Consider the following 17,386-nt stretch of genomic DNA (forward strand, 5'->3'; position numbering starts at 1 on the left):
GATGCCGATCTTCCTACTCTTCGGCTTGGTCATGTGGCTAATGCAAGATGTTCTGAACTGGTTCTGAGCGTCCGATGGTGGATCCTTGACCGGGCGCAGCTCAAGTCCGGCAAGACATCGGTTATTGTGCAGTGTCCCCTAGTGGGACCCGGCCGCACCGATGAAGACACACGAGACGCGTTCGCGCACGGCGGGTGGGCCGATGGATACCAGGACGACGTATCAATGAAGTATGCCGGCGAGGGAATGAGCGTTGGGGATAGCCTCCTGTTTGGCCACCGCACCTACGACGACGTCCTCGGATACTGGACCTCCATGGGGCCCAACCCATTCGTCGACGTACTGGTGGGGTCAGAAAAGTTCGTCGTCTCGCACAACCCTGACGTCAAGCTGTCGTACCCCAGCAGCGAACTCCTCGTCGGAGATGCAGTTTCGACCGTAGCCGCGCTCAAGAACCGCAACCCCGCGACCTCATGATCATGGGCAGCGATAAATTAGTGCGCCAACTATACGCCGCAGGCCTGATCGATCAATACGCACTTCTTATTCACCCCATCGTGCTCGGATCAGGAACCCGTCTCTTCCCGGAAGGAGCCCGTACGGACCTAAAGTTGGAACGCAGCATCGCCACCACCACCGGCGTGATTATTGCCGAATACAGCGTCACGCCCCCGAAGGATAGGGCTTCGTAGTTCTGCAACGGCCAGCGGACGCTGGCCTCACGCTACGGCAACAGCGCGGAACTCAGGGACTGGCGGAAGTTGCCCAGCGCAGGCGAACTACGCAGCCAAGGTCGGGCCGCCCCCGGATGCGTTGCCCGCCTGCGCCGGGCCGGGCTGCGTCAACGTGCGCGCGGCCCGTGAGCCTGCGGCGGTGCTCGCCCCGATGGTGATGAGGGCTCCGAGGATAATGGCCGCGGCTTCTCCCGTCGCCAACAAATGCAATTGGGAGCCGATCGTTGCCGCGGCAACCGGCACTCCCAACTGGGACGCTGCAAGCACCGCGAGCGGCAGAGGCTGGCCCAATAGCCGCAGGCTTCCATGGACCAGCAGGGCACCCAGACCAAGGCAAATCCCGAGGAGAAGCATTTTGGGGCTTCCGGCAAGGGCGCGCAGATCCAGCGATGCGCCAAGCCAGACGAAAAACACTGGCCCCAGAAAGCCATCGCTGACGGCGAATAGCTGATGAGCCAATCGCCGGGGTTCGCCCACCGCTGCGACCACCAGGCCGAAGGAGAACCCGGCCAGCATGATGGACACGTGACCCGCCACAGCAAGTCCGGAGAGCGCGAACAGCACGGCAAGTTGGACCCTCAGCTCCAGGGCGAACTTCCGGTCCTCGGACACGGCATGCACCCGTGCGCGCGTGCCGTTGCGCTCCAGCCAGCGAAGCACGAAGAACAAAACCGCAGCACACGCCGCGACGACGGCTGCCCCTGCAGCTGCCCTCGGCGCATTGGATGGGTCGACAGCAAGCGGAAGCGCCACAATGCAGGCGATGTCCGCCACCGCCACTTGCGCCGTCGTCGTCAAAACCTGTGGTCCCCTCAGCCGCAGCGAATCGACGATCGGCAGGACCAAGGCTGCCGACGAGGACGCGAGCAGAACGATGTAAAGAGGAGCATGTCCGGTGCCGAAGGCAAAGGCAATGCCGATTCCGACGACGGCCGCCAACACTGCGGCGATGCCGGCACGCAGCGCACCCGCGCCCAGTGCCGGGCGGATGGCTTTGTCCCGCACTGGGACATGCGTTCCTGCGACGAACATGACGAGGGCAAACCCGACGTCGGCCACAAAGGTGAACGTGGCATCCGAGGAGTCCACCAGACCCAAACCCGTACGCCCGATGGCGATGCCAGCCAGTAACTGCCCCAGAACGACGGGGAAATGCCATCTCCGGGGAAGCGCCAGCAGCGGTCCCAGTAGCGCGACCGCGGCGATCAGCGAAAGCTGAAAGAACGACACCTTCCTCCTTCCACCCGGCATGCGGTTGGCTTGCGGTAATTACCGGGGCACGTCAGCCAGTTGAGTGGAATGTCGGTGTTTTCGTCCGTGTAGTAGCTTGCGCATACCCGATGGTAGCCGTCGGCCACGACAGCGGGCATCCCTTGGACCAGATCCCCCTGACAGCCAGTTCAAAGCTCCGACATAGGTTCCGTGGCTATCGTACCGACTGTGGAAGAACTCACACCCCGGCCCCTTGGGAGACAGTCTCCCCGGATGGGCGACGCGCGCCTCCGCTCCCTGACGTTTCGACGCCGCCGGGTGGTCATAATGGCCACGGGCGCGATTCTTCTGGCCGTGGCGCTGCCTGTCGGCGTCCACTCGGCCGCGCAGGCCCATTCGACGTCTATCGTCCGGCCGGGTGGCACGACGAATAATCCGGCTGCGGGGAGGAGCGCAGCTCCATCCGCCGCGGCTGTCCCCGGAACAGTCAACGTCATTGATCCGGCATTGGACGCCAAGATCAAGGGCATCATCGACGCGTACCCGGAGTATCAGATCGGGGTGGCGCTCATGGATGTGTCGGCCGGAGCCGACGGGCAGGAAGTCCATCAATACGGGGTCGAGGAGCCCTTTGAGGCCGCCAGCACCGCCAAGGTCCTGGCCGCGGAAGCGTATTACCATCTTGTTGAAACGGGCGGGGCATCCCTGGACGAGCCCCTCGCAGCCTATCCCGCGTCCTTCCAGCTGAAAGCAATGATCCAGCAAAGCGACAATGACTCCTGGTCGCTGATTATGAATGCCGTCGGCCACCAGGAGCTGACGGCGTACGCGAATTCTTTGGGCGTGCAGTACGACCCCGAGAGCAATACACTCGCCCCGGTGGACATGGCGCGCATCCTTGCCGGGCTCTACTCCGGGAACTTGCTCAATGCCGGGGACACCACTGAACTGTTATCTACCATGCAGGACACTAACGATGAGACGCTCATCCCCGCCGCCGTTCCCGCCGGCGTCACCGTGTTCCACAAGTACGGCGAGCTGGGCGGAGAACTGCACGACGCCGGCGTCCTGGACAAGGATGGCCGCGCCTACGCCCTTGTCGTCTACACCAAAGGTGAGGATCTAAGCAGCGTCCCCGAGCGCACCGAGGTCATCCACCAAGTGACAGGGGCCGTGGCCGAGGCCCTTTTCTAAGGTCCTGACCCGCCGGAGGAAACAGCAACAATTTGTCTGTGTTTCACGACCGTGGCTCCGCTTCCCTGCGAACGTAACAGTTACGTAGGTGATTACGGCGCCGCTGTGGTGGGCGCCGAGGGAATGGCGCTCGGCGAGGCCCCGTTGGTGGGGGACCCGTTCTGGCGGTTCCGCCCCTGGCCGCCGTTGAAATTCTGGAACTGGCCCCGCCCCGGACGGGCCTGTCCCGCATCCATTGCCTTAGTGACGCCGACGCCGGCGAAGAAACCGATGGCAACCAGCAGCACCGCAAGGAGGATCTGCGTCAGGCGGCCCATCTTGAACCGCTTCTTTGGCACGAACGGCTCCGATGTCTGGGGCTGTCCCCAACCTTGGGCGGTGGGTTCCTGGCCGGTGGCGTGCAGTACGGCGGTTTGCTGTCCGGCGGTTTGCTGTCCTGCGGTGGGACGTTCGTTGTCGAGCTGGTGGGGCTCTGGCTGGTTGTTGGAACCGGGCTCGGGCGTTGGGTAGGACATGTGGGACTCCTGTTGGGATTTTCTCTTGGACGTGCTGGGGGAAGTGGGCCGGTTATTCGTATCGAAGGGCGTCGATTGGCCGGAGTTTCGCCGCTTTGTTGGCCGGGTAGATGCCGAAAATGAGGCCGATGGCTGCGGACACCAGGAATGAGAGCCACACGGTCCACCATTGGACCTCGGGTTGGGTTCCCATCACGGGAAAGGCGCTGCCGACGTAGCCCGCAGCAATGCCAAGCACCCCGCCGATCAGTGAAATGATGAAGGATTCGATCAGGAACTGGCTCACGATGCTTCCCCTCGAGGCCCCGATGGCTTTGCGGATGCCGATCTCGCGGGTACGTTCGGTGACCGTGACGAGCATGATGTTCATGACGCCGATCCCCCCAACCAGGAGCGAGATACCGGCTACGGCGCCCAAGAGGACGGTCAGCGTGGCCGTGGTGGTGGTGGCCGTGGTGAGGATCTGGGCCTGGTTCCGCACTTGATAGTCACGGTTGGCGGAGGTGACGTTGTGCCTGGCATCGAGGATCATTTGCACCTCGTTCTGTGCCTGGTTCATCACGTCCGCTGACTTTGCCTGGACAGTGATGGAGGCCAGGGAGGGCGAGTATCCGGTGAACTTGTCCTGGGCGGCGCTGTAGGGGATGACCACAAGGTCATCCGGATCATTCAGTCCCGAGGACCCTTTCTGGGCCAAGACTCCGGAGACCACAAAGTTCTGTCCGTTGAGGGCGATGGTCTGCCCCACCGCCGAGGTCGCTGAGCTGCCTACCAGATCCTGTGCCACGGTATTGCCTATCACGGCCACTGCGGTGCCGCTGCCGGCGTCGCCGTCACTGAAGTAGGAGCCCGCTGCCAGGGTGTCGTTCGAAATGGCAAAGTACGACGGCGTGGTCCCCACGAAGGTCGCCACGGTATGGGTTGCGTCCTGGTACGTGCTGGTGACGTTCTGGGCAGTGACAACCGGGGCTGTCGCCGCGATGTCGGGAGCCATGACAGGATCAGTCAACGCTGCCATGTCCTGGACGGTGAGATTGGTGCCCCGGGACCGTGGCCCAGTGACTGCCTGTCCCCCGACTGTGCGGCCCCCGGACGTGGTTTGGCGGCTTACGGTCAGCACGTTCGTTCCCAGTTTGCCGATCTGGGCTTTGATGGCGTTCGAGGTTCCTGCGCCCACGGCCAGCAGGATGATGACGGATGCGATGCCGATCAGGATGCCCAGTGTCGTGAGGATAGAGCGCATCTTGTTGGCCATCACCCCCGTCAGCGCGAAGCGTACGCATTCGGCGATCATCATGCTGGTACCGTCGTCGCTTCCGGCCGCCCATGGACGTCGCGGAGCCTGTAGTCCTCAATGATGTGGCCGTCCTGGAACCGCACGACGCGGTTGGCGCGTGCCGCGACGTCGGTTTCATGCGTGATCATCACGATGGTCCGTCCGCTGGCGTGCAAGGATTCAAACAGGTCAAGAATCTCGTGAGAGGACTTGGTGTCCAATGCTCCCGTTGGTTCATCGGCTAAGAGCAGTACCGGGTTGGTCACGAGGGCGCGGGCGATGGCAACGCGCTGCTGTTGCCCGCCCGAGAGCTGTGAAGGCTTGTGGTCGGCTCGGGAGGCCAGTCCTACCGAATCGAGTACCGCCAGGGCCCGTTCACGCCGTTCCTTGCGGTGCACCTTTGCGTAGGCGAGGGGCATGGACACGTTGTCCACGGCGCGGGTACGCGGAATCAGGTTGAAGTTCTGGAAGACGAAGCCGATCTTCCGGTTGCGGATCTGCGCCAACTGGAATTCATCCAGAGTCCCGGTATCAATGCCATCGAGGTGGTAGGTACCCTCGCTGGCCCCATCGAGGCAGCCAATGATGTTCATCATGGTGGACTTTCCGGAGCCAGACGCCCCGATGATGGCGACGAAATCGCCGCGGTGAATGGAGATGCTGACCGAGTCCAGTGCCCGCACTTCGGCCTCGCCTTTGCCGTAGATTTTGCTCACGGATTGCAGTTCGATGACGGCGTCGTTCATTGTTGCTTACCCGCCGTTTCCACGTGCGCCACTGGCGCCTCCAGCTCCGCCAAACCCGCCGGTGCCGCCACCGGTTCGTCCCGTGGTCCCGGTGGTGTCCAAGGTGGAGGAGATGGCCGGGAGTTCAATTTGGTCACCTGCGCTGAGGCCGGTAAGCACCTGGGTGCGTCCGTTATCCGTAATCCCCGTTGTGATGGTCACCGGGGTGGGGGTCCCGTCCTTGAGGACGCTGACGGTTTGCGTGGCTCCGGTGGTGGTAATTGCCAGCGAAGGCACCGCCAGGGCGTTCTTGGCGGTCGCAGTGGTCACGGAGATGTTCGCGCTCTGCCCGAGCCGGAGGTCAGCCGGGGGATTACTGATCGAGATGGTCACTGGATAGCTGACTACGTTGTTGGTGGTGGTGGCGTTCTGGGCGATCGCCGTGATCGTGCCCTTTACCGGTGCCGCGGCGGGGTCGGTTTTGAGGGCCGGAAACGTGAAGGTCGCGGAGTCACCGGCCTTCATGGCGGCAATGTCCGATTCGGCGAAGTTGGCAATGACCTGCAGATGTGCGGTGTCGCTGATCGTGATGAGCCCGGAGGACGATGTTCCTGTGGCATCCTTGGACACGCTGCCCGTGGTGCCGGATCCATTGGATGCCTCTGAGGAGGCGGAGCTGGATGAGCCGCCGCTGCTGCCGGCGTTGCCACCAACCACCGCGTTGACGGCGGTGACCGTCCCACTAACCGGGGCCGCGAGGGAGCAGGACGCCAGGTTCTTGGTGGCAGTGTCGACGGCGACTTGGGCAGAGGTGGTATTGGCGGTCACGCCACCCCCGCTTTTCGCGGCGTTGAGCGCCGTCGCGGCCGATGCGACCTGCTCTTTGTCCTTGAGTGCTGAGCTGGCCTGCTGGTTGACTGCCTGGGTCAGCGCCTGCTTGTCCTTCGCCAGCTGGGCCTGGGCGGCGCTGAGGGCGGCCTGGGCCTGTTGGTTGCTCGGCTGGGCGCTGGCAGCGGTTTGAGCAGACGCAACAGCTGCATTGTCATTGTTCACCGCGGTCTGCGCACCTGCCACGGCAGTGGCCTGCTGGCCCGCGTCCAGGTCGACCGTTTGTTGGGCATTGGCCAGAGTTTGGTTTGCCGCAGCTACTTGGTTGTTGGCTGATGCCTGCTGCTGGTTCGCCTGCGCCGCGGCGGAATCCAGTTGGGCCTGGGCAACAGCAAGCGCGTTCTGGGCGTTGGTCGGATCAATGGTGACCAACACCTGCCCTGCTGTAACTTGCTGTCCCGTCACTGCGGAGACCGTCGCGATCGGTCCGGTGCAATTCTGCGCGTTGATGACGGTCGTACTTGCGGGCGAAACATTACCGCTTGCGGTGGACACAGCAGTGAGGTCCGCTGCGCCGATCGCTACGGTACGGACTGCCGTGTTGGAGGCCGGTTGCGGCACGCCGTCCAACACAAAAAAGGCGCCGGCGACAATGCCGACGACGGCCACCCCGATGCCGCTGTTGATGAGCTGAGGTTTTGTAAGCATTCCCGAACCGTAAGATCATTCGCTTCGAGAATCCCGAGAGCTACCTGACGGTTTACCTTATGTGACGCATCGTTAGATGCTTCATTTCAACAGAGGGCCAGCAAGCAGCGCCCATTGTGTTTGGGCTGACTCAAGTCAGTGGGGCGAGGGTCGGCGGCGAAGGCGTCCATCTGAGAAGCTGGCGCCAGTCTGCCTGGCTAGGCGAGGGCGGCTTTCAGGGCTGCGTGCACCCAATCCCGGTACCGTTCCGGCTCCCAACCGAAATCCAGCACCAGTGATCTGTAGGTGTCCGGGTGACCCACCGACCAGATCACCGCAGCGGCCTGCTCGTCGCTCATTCCGGAGGTAAGCACCCCGCGTTTCCTGAGCGCGGCCGCCGCCTCCGCATAGTTCCGCAGCCGGAGCTCGGCCCGGTCCCGCAGCACTTCGGCCACCTCAGGATCGACGGCGGATGCCTGCCTCATCACGCTGAATAGTTCGCTGCTCCGTGGATGAACTTCGGCAAACCAGTCGGCCAATAGTGCAATAACTGCGTCTGCATCAGCGGCGGCCGCTGTCCGTTCGCGCATAATCTCCGGAACGGAGCGGGAGGCATCCGGGCCTGCAGCCGTAGCGTCAACCACGGCCGAGAGCAATGCGGCTTTGTTGCCCACGGAGTTGTAGATGGTCTGGATTGCCACACCAGCCTGCTCGGCAACAGCCCCGACAGTGGTGGCCACGTATCCCCTGCTCAGAAACAGCTGACGAGAGGCCTCCACCACGGCGGCTTTGGTAGCGGCAGCTTGAGCTATTCGTCTGTCATTGTGCCGGATTTCCACAGAGAAAGAATAGCATTCTAATGACTGGAATGGTATTCTAATCAAGTCGGAATTCGCTCTTCAGGAGGCTTCGCGATGGACAGCATTGAGCCACTTAACACCGTGATTGTGGGTGCCGGTCAGGCAGGGCTCGCCACCGGCTTCCATCTGAAAAAACGTGGCCAAGACTTCCTCATCCTGGACTCCCATCCGCGCGTCGGCGACGTGTGGCGGAACCGTTGGGATTCACTGCGCCTCTTCACGCCGGCACAGCACGATTCGCTCCCCGGTTTGCCATTTCCGGCCGCTAGAGGCAGCTTTCCCAGCAAAGACGCGATGGCCGGATACCTCGAGGCGTATGCCTCGAACTGGGAACTTCCGGTACGTCATGGTGTCCAGGTCGATGGCATCGAACGCGAGGACGGCTTGTTCCGGGTCCAATCAAGCGAGGGACCGATCCTGGCTAAGAACGTTGTTGTTGCCACGGGTCCGAATGCGCGGCCAAGGATTCCGAGCTTCGCCGCGGATCTTGACCCCAGCATCCAGCAAATGCACGGAGCAAAATACAAGAACGCGGACTCAGTTCCGCCCGGGGACGTCCTGGTGGTCGGCTCCGGTACCTCCGGCGTCGAAATCGCCCTGGAGCTCGCGCGCACGCACCGTACCTATGTCGCCGGAACTCCCCCATTCCACGTTCCGGATCCGGTGACGCGATACGCCGTCGGGCTCTGGTGGCTCCTCATCCACAACCTGCTGACCCGTTCAACCCCCATCGGACGCAAAGTCGCGATCGGCTTCACCACGCACGGCGCCCCGCTGATCCGGGCCTCAACCCAAGAGCTCGACGCGGCGGGAGTCACGCGCCTGCGACGACTGGCCGGCGCCCGTGAGGGCCAACCTGTTCTGGATGATGGCGCAACACTTCAAGTCTCCACCGTAATCTGGGCCACCGGCTACCAACCGGACTTCGGCTGGATCCGGGGGCTTCCCGCGGACGAAGAGGGCTGGCCGCTCACCTCCCGGGGCGCCGTGGAACAACTGCCAGGACTGTTCTTCGTGGGCATGCCGTTTCAATACGGGTTGACCTCGGGCCTCGTGGGTGGGGTCGGCAGGGACGCCGGGCACGTCGCCGGACTCATCGCCGGACGGGAGTCACTCGCACCGTTGTTCCGTCAGTGATGCAGTTGCAGGCGTTGGAGGACCGTGGCGGAAATTTCTTCCACGGACATGGAGGCAGAGTTCACATAAGGAATGTTGTTGGCCCGGTACATGTCCTCGGCGTTGCGCAACTCAAACGTGCATTGGTTCAGGGATGCATAGCTGCTGCCGGGTCGTCGCTCCTGACGGATCTGGCTCAGACGGACGGGCTGGGATGTCAGTCCGAAACACTTGCCCGCGAATGGCTGAATTGGCTTCGGGAGCGCCATGTTGTCGAAATCCTCTTCGACCAAAGGGAAGTTAGCGGCCAGGATGCCGTGCTGCAAGGCCAGGTACATGGTGGTGGGAGTCTTCCCGCATCGGGACGGGGCGATGAGAATCAATTCGGCGCGCTCGAGCGCACGGAGCGACTGACCGTCGTCGTGTTCGATGGCGTATTCAACGGCTGCCATGCGGGATTGGTAGCGGACGGCGTCTCCTACGCCGTGGGCTTGGCCGGGCTTGCCGTTGGCCGCGGCGCCGAGCGTTTCTTCGAGCTGGCCGATGTGGGTACCGAACAGGTCAAAAAGCCGACCACGGCTTTGGGCGAGGACGGCACGGATGTCAGGCCCGACCGCCGTCGAAAAGATGATGGGAACCGGGCCGGTGGCCGCCACCTTGTCGATCAAGGCAACAACGTCACGCGCCTGCTCCACAGTGGTGATGAACGGGATGGTCCGCCGTTCCAGCCGCTGACCGGGGAACTGGGTCAACAGCGTGTTGCCCAGTGTTTCGGCGGTGATCCCGGTGCTGTCCGAAAGGAAGAACACCGTGGGGGCGGGCGGTGAACCCGCCCCCACGCTGTGATGCTCTGCCATTTAGAGCGCGGTGCTCGTGGTGCGTGCCAGCCGCAGCCAGGTCTCGGTGACGGCGTCAGGGTTCAGTGAAATCGAGCTGATGCCCTGTCCCAGCAACCACTCGGCAAAGTCCGGGTGGTCGCTGGGTCCCTGGCCGCAGATCCCCACATAGCGGCCCTTGGCCCGGCACGCCGTAATCGCCATTTCCAGCAGTTTGGTCACGGCCGGGTTCCGCTCATCGAAGCCTTCGGCCACCAAAGCGGAGTCACGGTCCAGGCCCAAGGTGAGCTGGGTGAGGTCGTTGGAGCCGATGGAGAAGCCGTCAAAGTACTCGAGGAACTCGTCGGCAAGGAGCGCGTTGGCCGGCAGCTCGCACATCATCACGATCTCCAGGCCGTTCTCGCCCCTTCGCAGTCCGTTGGCGGCCAGCAGGTCGATCACGCCGCTGGCCTCCTCCAGGGTCCGCACGAACGGAACCATGAGCTTGATGTTGGTCAGGCCCATGTCGTTGCGCACGTACTTCAGTGCTTCGCATTCGAGTTCGAAGGCCTGCCGGAAGGCTGCAGAAAGGTACCGGGACGCTCCCCGGTACCCAATCATGGGGTTCTCTTCCTCCGGTTCAAACGCAGGACCACCCATGAGGTTGGCGTACTCGTTGGACTTGAAGTCCGAGAGCCTGATGATGACCGGCTCAGGCGCAAATGCGGCGGCGATGGTCGAGATTCCCTCGGCCAGGCGCCTGATGTAGTAATCGCGTGGACCATCGTAGGCGGCAGTTTTCTCCTGGATTTGCCGGACGGTGAAGTCATCCAGGGTTGCAGGGCGCTCGATCTCGCCGGCCACGGCCAGCAGGGCGTTGGGGTGGACGCCGATCTGCCGGTTGATGATGAACTCAAGCCGCGCCAAGCCAACACCATGGTTGGGAAGTTTGGCGAAACTGAATGCCTGTTCCGGAGTGCCAACGTTCATCATGATCTTCACTGGAGCCTCCGGCATGGTCTCCAGGCTGGTTTCGTGCAGCGAGTATTCCAGCAACCCGTCATAGACCAGCCCTGCTTCGCCCTCGGCACAACTGACGGTGACCGGAATGCCGTCCTTGAGCATCTGGGATGCGTAGCCGGTGCCGACGACGGCGGGAATGCCGAGTTCGCGGGCAATGATGGCGGCGTGGCAGGTACGCCCACCCCGGTCCGTGACGATTGCTGCGGCCTTCTTCATGATGGGTTCCCAGTCCGGGTCCGTCATGTTGGCCACCAGGACATCGCCTTCCTGGAACGAGGCCATCTGGTCAATCGAGGACAATACACGCACCTGCCCGGCGCCGATCCGCGCCCCGATGGCCCGGCCTTCCACCAGTACCGTGGAGCGCTCGGCAAGGGTGTACCGGGAAGTGGTCCCGGCAGCCTTGCGTGATTCCACGGTTTCGGGACGAGCCTGCAGGATGTACAGCTCTCCGTCCACCCCGTCCTTGCCCCACTCGATATCCATCGGGCGCCCATAGTGCGCTTCGATAGCCACCGCATGCCGGGCAAGCTCTTCAACTTCGGCATCGGTCAGGCTGAAACGGGACCGCAAATCCTGGGGCACCGGAATGAAGTCAACAGTCCGGCCAACCTCGTCGGAATCGGTGTAGACCATCTGCACAGCTTTGTCCCCCAGGCCGCGCTTAAGCACGCCGGGCCGTCCGGCCGCCAAGGCCGGCTTGTACGCGTAGAACTCATCCGGGTTCACAGCGCCCTGGACCACGGCCTCCCCCAGACCGTACGAGGACGTGATGAAGACAGCGTCAGTGAAGCCGGTTTCGGTGTCCATGGTGAACATCACACCGGAAGCGCCGACGTCGGAACGCACCATCCGCTGAATACCAGCCGAAAGCGCCACTTCAGAGTGGGTGAAGCCATGGTGCACGCGGTAGGCAATGGCCCGGTCGTTGTACAAGGAAGCGAACACGTCCTTGATGGCGAGCAGGATGTTCCCGATGCCGCGGATATTCAGGAACGTCTCCTGCTGGCCCGCAAACGAAGCATCCGGAAGATCCTCCGCCGTGGCACTGGAACGTACCGCCCACGACACGTCCCCGCCATGCTCCTGGGCTAGGCGCTGATAGGCGGTGCGGACGTCGTCTTCGAAACCGGCAGGGAACGGCGTCTCACGGATCAGGGTCCGGATATCCTGGCCGACCTTGGCCAAAGCAGTCACATCGCCGCTGTCCAGACCCTCAAGAATGCCTTCAATCCGTGCATCCAGGCCCGACTCCGCCAGAAAACGCCGGTAAGCGTCCGCCGTCGTCGCGAAACCGCCCGGAACCTTCACCCCTGCAGAGGCGAGATTCCGGACCATTTCCCCGAGCGATGCATTTTTGCCGCCGACCTGGTCAAGGTCGGACAAGCCAAGCTCAGAAAACCAAAGAACGTTAGTCATAAATTGTGTCCTCCATTGGGCACGCTCTGACAAGCGCTAAAAAAAGACTAGGTCTTGCAAGGATCGTGGCCGCACGCTGCCGGAAGCAAATAGATGTGACACGTACAACATCATTCGGGAGTAACGGAAAGTCACCAAAGCAGGGCTCCGCGGAAGTATCTTCAGCACGAAGTCGTGAGTTGCGCCGCGTCTGCGTAGGTCAGATCCGGTCGGCGAGGTACACGATGTTCCCTCCGGGGTCCTCTATGCCTTCCAACGGGCGGCGGGCCAGGAGACCCTTGGCACCCACGAATTCAATCGGGATGGCGTCGTCGCGCCCAGGTCTAGGGCGCGGCGAGAATTTCGATGATCGCGAGGTTCCACCGGTCGGTTGTTGGGGACGTGTCGTTGATGGTCACAGGCGTGCCGTTCGTCGGTGAGGTGGAGTTCTGTCGTTGGACCCAGTACGTGTCCCCCGCTGGCGCCAGGAACTGGTCAACGAGGGTCTGATTCGGCCCTGGCGCGTGGGATATCGGGTTGGACCAGTCCGTGCCGACGCCCCAGACCCAGGAACCGGCCCTGGTGGTGGTGAGGGTGGCCGTTGGCGCGCCAGAGGAGGCGTTCGCACCCAGTGCTGCTCCTGGTGTGGTGTCTGCCCCGCGGAAGGCGACGACGGTCATGGCGGCTTGCCAACTGCCCGAGTCTTGTGTGGCGGTGACGGTCGCATTCGAAAGGGGGCCGGGGGCGACGGCTTGCCAGATCTCGGCGGTGCCTGGTTGCGTGTTGGTTCTTTGCCGGAGTGTCCAGGTCAGCCCTGCGCCGGCAACGCTGGCTATCCGGGCTGAATTCGCGGAGCTTGGCCCGTCCGAACTGATGAAGGCAAGGACGAGTTCGTTGGAGCCGGTGGTTGTCACACCCGGGGCGCTGATCGTCGTCGTGCTGGTGCCTTGGTGGACCGCGACGATCTTGTCGACCGTGACGCCGGGAGGTGCTGCGACGGCTTGCGCCGTGGCCGTGTTCGACGGCGGGCTGACATTGCCTGCCGCGTCGAGGGCGGCAACTGTGTAGGTGTACGTCGTCCCGGAGACCACCGAACTGTCGGTGTAGCTGGTCGACGGCGAAGTCCCGATCACGGTTCCGTCGCGCGAAACCCGGTATGAGGTGACACCCACGTTGTCTGTACTGGCCGTCCACGTCAAGGCGATCTGCCCTGCAGAGGCAGAGGCAGCCAGGCCCGCCGGCGCCGTTGGAGGGGTGGTGTCCTGGCCCGGTGCCGGCAACCGGACCATGCCGGCTGTGGACGGAACACCATTGCCGTCAATGATCGAGAGCAGGTAATACCCTGGAGGGGCGTAGTTGCCGTTGTCAGGCATTTGGACGTTCAGACCGCCGGAAGTTTGCGAGAAGTTCAGGTTCAAGGCCCTCGCGTTCTCATCGAAGGCATGGGTCACGGATCCTGTCTTGATCAGGGACACCGATTGGATCCGGCTCGCGTCCGGTGTTCCGATGAATGCGGTCGAACCGTACTGGACGCTGCCCGGTACGCTGGAGATGGTTGGCCGCGGGCCTTTGAAGAGGTACGGCGGGGAGTAGATCTGGTAACTTCTCTGGTCCGTGACCCCGTCGTCCCCGCCGCCGGATATGAAGACCCGACCGTCCGGGAGCAAAACGGCCACCGAGTGGTAGAGGCGAGGAACCGACATCGGCGCCATCGAGTTCCACGTTCCCGCGGCCGGTTGCCAGACCTCGGCCTGCATCACGGCTTTGGTGACATCCTGACCCGATTTGTCCGTTCCGCCTCCGGTGGCAAGGACTGAGCCATCGGGCAGGTTCGTCAAGTTCACGAAGCTACGGGGAAACGCCATGAGGGCCGTCGCTTGCCACGCAGGGCTTGGCGCGTTCATATCCAGGATGGAGGCGGTATTGGTGGATTGCCCCGTGAATCCACCGTCCGAGGCGGATCCGGCCTTGATGAATTTGCCCGGCGCGTAGTTCGCGATCGAGCCGCCGTCCAGTACACGGGAGTCCACGGTGGTCCATTGCTGCGTGGACACATTCAGGGCAAGGGTCGAGGTGGCTTGTTCGGACGCCCCTGCCTGGAGGACGCGGCCGTCAGGCAGCTGATACATGAAGGGGTAATACGGGATACTCCGGTTCGCGCCCGTCAGGTCGGTCCACGAGTTCGTGGTGGGTGAATAGACTTCCGGAATGGTCACGAGGTCCGGCAAGCTGGCGTTCGAACCCGAGGTCACCAGCACGCGCCCGTCGGCCAACGTCGTCGCCGTCGGGTACCACCGGGGATGGTTCATAGGCGCCAGGGTCTGCCAGGTTTCCGTGACCGGGTCGAAGGCCGTCACATCGCGGATGCCCAGTCCACCTTTTGTCGAGGTCCCGCCGACGACGAGAATTCGGCCATCGGACAGGACCGCCTGCCCTGCGCAGAAAAGATCGACGGCGGCGCTCGGTACCTGGGTGTAGTTGCCTGTCGCCGGATCGAGCAGGTACTGCTGGCCGCCTTGGGAGAAGTCGCCTTGCCATGTGAGAACCTTGCCGGCAGGTGTCAGCGCCGCGTGGATGGACACCTCCGGCCAACCCACGACAGGGCCCCACGAGCCGATCACTGACGGGTCCGTGCTGGACCCGCTCGCCGTGGTGAACGTCGCGTCGCCCGAGACAGCCAGATTGCCTGACGCGTCGGCGGATTTCACCCTGTAGTGGTACAGGGTGCTGGCCGAGAGCCCGGACAGCGCCTGCGAGTGTGTGGTCTGCAGCGCGGAATTCTGAAGTGTGCTCTGGCCGTATGCCGTGGTCGTGCCGTATTCCACTTGGGAGTTGGACGCTTCGTCGGTGGTCCAGGTGATGGTTGTTCCGCTGGAACTGGGCGTGCCGGCAGATACGGAGGAGATCACCGGCGCGGTGGTGTCACCTGTTGCCGTCGAGGCTGGAAGAATTTCCATGACGGAGAGGTTCCACCTGTCCGTTGTGGGTGCTGTGTCATTGATCGCCACCACGGTAGGAGGTGCCGCCGTCGTTATCGCGCTTTGGCGCTGGACCCAGAACGTGTCGCCTTGGCTTGAGAGGTACTCGTCGACCTTTGTTTGCCCGGCGCCGACTGTACGGGCAGTGGCTTTGTCCCAGTCATTTCCCGCTCCCCACACCCATGAGCCTGCCCGCGATGTGGTCAGGGAAGCGTTGGGCGCCCCCGTAGCGGCGTTTCCTGTTCCAACAGCGCCGTCAGTGACCAAATCCGCGCCGACGAAGGAGACAACAGTCATCGACGACTGGTACGAACCCGAGTTGGTGGCCGTAACCGTGACGTTCGTCAGTATGGTCGGCGCGACTGCCTGCCAAATCTCCGCGGTGCCCGGTCGGGCATTGGTCCGCTCGCGCAACCGCCACGAGAGGCCGCCACCGACGACCGAGGAGAAAGTCTCCCCCGGGGCTTGCGGCCCGTCCGACATGACGAAGGCAATTAGGAGTTCGTTCGTCTGACTTGTCGTGAAGGCGGGCGAGACGATTCGTGTCGAAGGGGTGCTCTGGTGCGTGCTGACAATCCGGTCCGTGGCCAAAGGTACCGCAGCTGCCGCGGGCGCGGCTGCCGGGAGCAGGCTCACGATGGACCCGGCGACTGCAAGAGATAAGCCCGCAAGCAGCGCGAGGGGCCGTGACGAAAAGATGCGTTGCATGGTTGGTCCTTTGATTCGACTAGCCGTGGCAGGCCAGGATCGGCAGTTCGTGGAAAACCAAGGCGTCAGATTCGACCGAACGAACGTGGCCTTATCACTGAGCTTCAACATATGGACGGGATTCACTAGCGTCCCGGTGGTCCCTCAGCATGGGGAATGCCCGCAGGGAACTTCGAAAACCGCACCAGCCATCCGACGTCGTGAAGCCATGCTTCAACACGACCGCTCAAGGATGTTCCACTGCGCTGTCAAACGATCCTCCGCTGGACAGCGCTGGCGTCCACTGGCGTGTGCAGTCAGGTGCCGCAGGCGTCGTCGACCGCTTCAGACGCCTGATCAGGGACTTTTACTAACAGGGTGATCTCCTCACGATTCTGCAGAGAAACGCATCACCCATCGGGCGGAGACCATGCGTTCGGTAAGCGGCACGGGTGAACCCCTGACGGCGGCAATTATGCCGCCCGAAACGCCGAAGCCGGCCATCTTGGTGGTGGGCCTGGATTTCCAGGGTTCCTGCCCTGTATTCGACAAGCGCACCTGGGCAGCGGTAATCGTTTGGGAAGGCAACCTTGCCTCCGTCACGCACCGCCGTCACGGTCAGTTCCACACTCGAAGAATACTTGTCCGTGAGCTGTCCTAGCAATGAAAGTTGGTCCGTCTTTTCCACCGGCGCGCCCCGCTCCCCGCCAAGCTGAACAGCCCGCACCCAGCGGCCGGGGACCGGCGGGGCTCATAAGATGAAAGCACTCGTCAGGCCGCGCAACGGACGAAGCACGTGGTGGTCGTCGGGTCGGGCGCTATCGGATATTTCTGACAAAGACTGCAGGTTACTCGGAGCAATGGCCAGCGGGACCCTGGACAAGAACTGAACCACCCGCCTTCCGACGCTTCAATACTGTAAGTACCGGAACACCGTCCATGGTGGGGAGTTCAGGCAGCAGTCCGCAGAGTGCCGGGCGCTGAACGTGGCCTTCCGGTTGGAACCGGCTGAGCGGAACTTCGCCTTGCCTCCGCAGGCCAGGCAGACCAGTTGCTGACGCCGTGGTTTCTGGCGGTATTCGTCGAGATTATCGAAGTCCTCTGCGTCCCAGTCTTTCCGGTCAGCCAGGCACAGTGCCCTTCTCATAGGCTGTGGCTTTCGATCGTAATGTGGTAGGCGTGTGCAGGCGCCCATTGCGGACGGTTAGTCTTCGACCAGCAGGCCCTTGGCCTTCAGCTTCTCCGTCAGGCCGCAGAGCTCAATGGTGTTGCCGCCGTCGTGGTAGAGCTTGATGAGTTCACGCTCGTGGTCGTCGCGGGCCTGGGACAGTGCAATGA

At 62.9% G+C, this 17,386-nt stretch carries 14 protein-coding genes; 5 read left to right on the plus strand and 9 right to left on the minus strand.

Annotation, left to right across the window (positions count from 1 at the left end; genetic code table 11):
- Window positions 1-33: 33 nt before the first annotated feature.
- Together AB4Z15_RS22140 and AB4Z15_RS22145 are read left to right on the plus strand one after the other, a co-directional pair.
- Window positions 34-477, plus strand: coding sequence for a hypothetical protein (locus AB4Z15_RS22140; protein ID WP_442018975.1), 444 nt, complete (start codon window positions 34-36; stop codon window positions 475-477).
- Window positions 478-497: 20 nt separating this feature from the next.
- The gene (locus tag AB4Z15_RS22145; RefSeq protein WP_442018976.1) at window positions 498-692 is read left to right on the plus strand and encodes a dihydrofolate reductase family protein; all 195 of its coding nucleotides are present in this window, start codon (window positions 498-500) and stop codon (window positions 690-692) included.
- Between the two features lie 87 nt (window positions 693-779).
- Here AB4Z15_RS22145 and AB4Z15_RS22150 read toward each other — a convergent pair whose 3' ends face one another.
- Window positions 780-1,964, minus strand: coding sequence for a cation:proton antiporter (locus AB4Z15_RS22150; protein ID WP_442018977.1), 1,185 nt, complete (start codon window positions 1,962-1,964; stop codon window positions 780-782).
- A gap of 255 nt (window positions 1,965-2,219) precedes the next feature.
- Here AB4Z15_RS22150 and AB4Z15_RS22155 point away from each other — a divergent pair, with 255 nt between their 5' ends.
- A complete protein-coding gene (locus tag AB4Z15_RS22155; protein WP_442018978.1) occupies window positions 2,220-3,140 on the plus strand; it encodes a serine hydrolase in 921 nt (306 codons plus the stop codon).
- 92 nt (window positions 3,141-3,232) lie between these two features.
- On the opposite strand, the gene AB4Z15_RS22160 is transcribed toward AB4Z15_RS22155, so the two are convergent.
- The 5 genes from AB4Z15_RS22160 to AB4Z15_RS22180 form a co-directional block, all read right to left on the minus strand.
- Window positions 3,233-3,655 (minus strand): hypothetical protein, encoded by a 423-nt coding sequence (locus tag AB4Z15_RS22160; protein WP_442004987.1) that lies wholly within the window; start codon window positions 3,653-3,655, stop codon window positions 3,233-3,235.
- Window positions 3,656-3,707: 52 nt separating this feature from the next.
- Window positions 3,708-4,952, minus strand: coding sequence for an ABC transporter permease (locus AB4Z15_RS22165; protein WP_442018979.1), 1,245 nt, complete (start codon window positions 4,950-4,952; stop codon window positions 3,708-3,710).
- The gene (locus AB4Z15_RS22170; RefSeq protein WP_442018980.1) at window positions 4,949-5,677 is read right to left on the minus strand and encodes an ABC transporter ATP-binding protein; all 729 of its coding nucleotides are present in this window, start codon (window positions 5,675-5,677) and stop codon (window positions 4,949-4,951) included. The genes AB4Z15_RS22165 and AB4Z15_RS22170 overlap by 4 nt, the downstream gene beginning before the upstream one ends.
- Before the next feature lie 6 nt (window positions 5,678-5,683).
- The gene (locus tag AB4Z15_RS22175; RefSeq protein ID WP_442018981.1) at window positions 5,684-7,192 is read right to left on the minus strand and encodes an efflux RND transporter periplasmic adaptor subunit; all 1,509 of its coding nucleotides are present in this window, start codon (window positions 7,190-7,192) and stop codon (window positions 5,684-5,686) included.
- Window positions 7,193-7,389: 197 nt separating this feature from the next.
- On the minus strand, window positions 7,390-8,010 hold the full coding sequence (locus AB4Z15_RS22180) for a TetR/AcrR family transcriptional regulator (RefSeq protein WP_442018982.1): 621 nt from the start codon (window positions 8,008-8,010) through the stop codon (window positions 7,390-7,392).
- A 75-nt stretch (window positions 8,011-8,085) separates the two neighbouring features.
- On the opposite strand from AB4Z15_RS22180, the gene AB4Z15_RS22185 reads away from it, so the two are divergent.
- Window positions 8,086-9,168, plus strand: a complete 1,083-nt coding sequence (locus AB4Z15_RS22185) for a flavin-containing monooxygenase (protein ID WP_442018983.1) — start codon at window positions 8,086-8,088, stop codon at window positions 9,166-9,168.
- On the opposite strand, the gene AB4Z15_RS22190 is transcribed toward AB4Z15_RS22185, so the two are convergent.
- From AB4Z15_RS22190 to AB4Z15_RS22200, 3 genes are all read right to left on the minus strand, one after another.
- Window positions 9,162-10,004: a pyruvate, water dikinase regulatory protein gene (locus AB4Z15_RS22190; RefSeq protein ID WP_442018984.1), complete on the minus strand. Its 843-nt coding sequence runs from the start codon at window positions 10,002-10,004 to the stop codon at window positions 9,162-9,164. The two genes, AB4Z15_RS22185 and AB4Z15_RS22190, sit on opposite strands and share 7 nt — an antisense overlap.
- The gene (gene ppsA / locus AB4Z15_RS22195) at window positions 10,005-12,404 is read right to left on the minus strand and encodes a phosphoenolpyruvate synthase (RefSeq protein ID WP_442018985.1); all 2,400 of its coding nucleotides are present in this window, start codon (window positions 12,402-12,404) and stop codon (window positions 10,005-10,007) included.
- A gap of 323 nt (window positions 12,405-12,727) precedes the next feature.
- A complete protein-coding gene (locus AB4Z15_RS22200; RefSeq protein ID WP_442018986.1) occupies window positions 12,728-16,069 on the minus strand; it encodes a galactose oxidase-like domain-containing protein in 3,342 nt (1,113 codons plus the stop codon).
- A gap of 409 nt (window positions 16,070-16,478) precedes the next feature.
- Between AB4Z15_RS22200 and AB4Z15_RS22205 the strand changes: the two genes are divergently transcribed.
- Complete coding sequence (locus AB4Z15_RS22205; protein WP_442018987.1) at window positions 16,479-16,709, plus strand: hypothetical protein; 231 nt, start codon at window positions 16,479-16,481, stop codon at window positions 16,707-16,709.
- Window positions 16,710-17,386 lie beyond the last annotated feature (677 nt).

Origin of the sequence: Paenarthrobacter sp. 2TAF44, from assembly GCF_052114885.1 — a bacterium.
Classification (GTDB): domain Bacteria; phylum Actinomycetota; class Actinomycetes; order Actinomycetales; family Micrococcaceae; genus Arthrobacter.

What these genes read in the sequence shown, in the direction of transcription:
- AB4Z15_RS22155 (WP_442018978.1), top strand. Translation starts at nt 2,220, where the DNA reads ATGGGCGACGCGCGCCTCCGCTCCCTGACGTTTCGACGCCGCCGGGTG.
- AB4Z15_RS22160 (WP_442004987.1), bottom strand. Translation starts at nt 3,655, where the DNA reads ATGTCCTACCCAACGCCCGAGCCCGGTTCCAACAACCAGCCAGAGCCC.
- AB4Z15_RS22165 (WP_442018979.1), bottom strand. Translation starts at nt 4,952, where the DNA reads ATGATGATCGCCGAATGCGTACGCTTCGCGCTGACGGGGGTGATGGCC.
- AB4Z15_RS22170 (WP_442018980.1), bottom strand. Translation starts at nt 5,677, where the DNA reads ATGAACGACGCCGTCATCGAACTGCAATCCGTGAGCAAAATCTACGGC.
- AB4Z15_RS22175 (WP_442018981.1), bottom strand. Translation starts at nt 7,192, where the DNA reads ATGCTTACAAAACCTCAGCTCATCAACAGCGGCATCGGGGTGGCCGTC.
- AB4Z15_RS22185 (WP_442018983.1), top strand. Translation starts at nt 8,086, where the DNA reads ATGGACAGCATTGAGCCACTTAACACCGTGATTGTGGGTGCCGGTCAG.
- AB4Z15_RS22190 (WP_442018984.1), bottom strand. Translation starts at nt 10,004, where the DNA reads ATGGCAGAGCATCACAGCGTGGGGGCGGGTTCACCGCCCGCCCCCACG.
- ppsA (WP_442018985.1), bottom strand. Translation starts at nt 12,404, where the DNA reads ATGACTAACGTTCTTTGGTTTTCTGAGCTTGGCTTGTCCGACCTTGAC.
- AB4Z15_RS22200 (WP_442018986.1), bottom strand. Translation starts at nt 16,069, where the DNA reads ATGCAACGCATCTTTTCGTCACGGCCCCTCGCGCTGCTTGCGGGCTTA.
- AB4Z15_RS22205 (WP_442018987.1), top strand. Translation starts at nt 16,479, where the DNA reads ATGCGTTCGGTAAGCGGCACGGGTGAACCCCTGACGGCGGCAATTATG.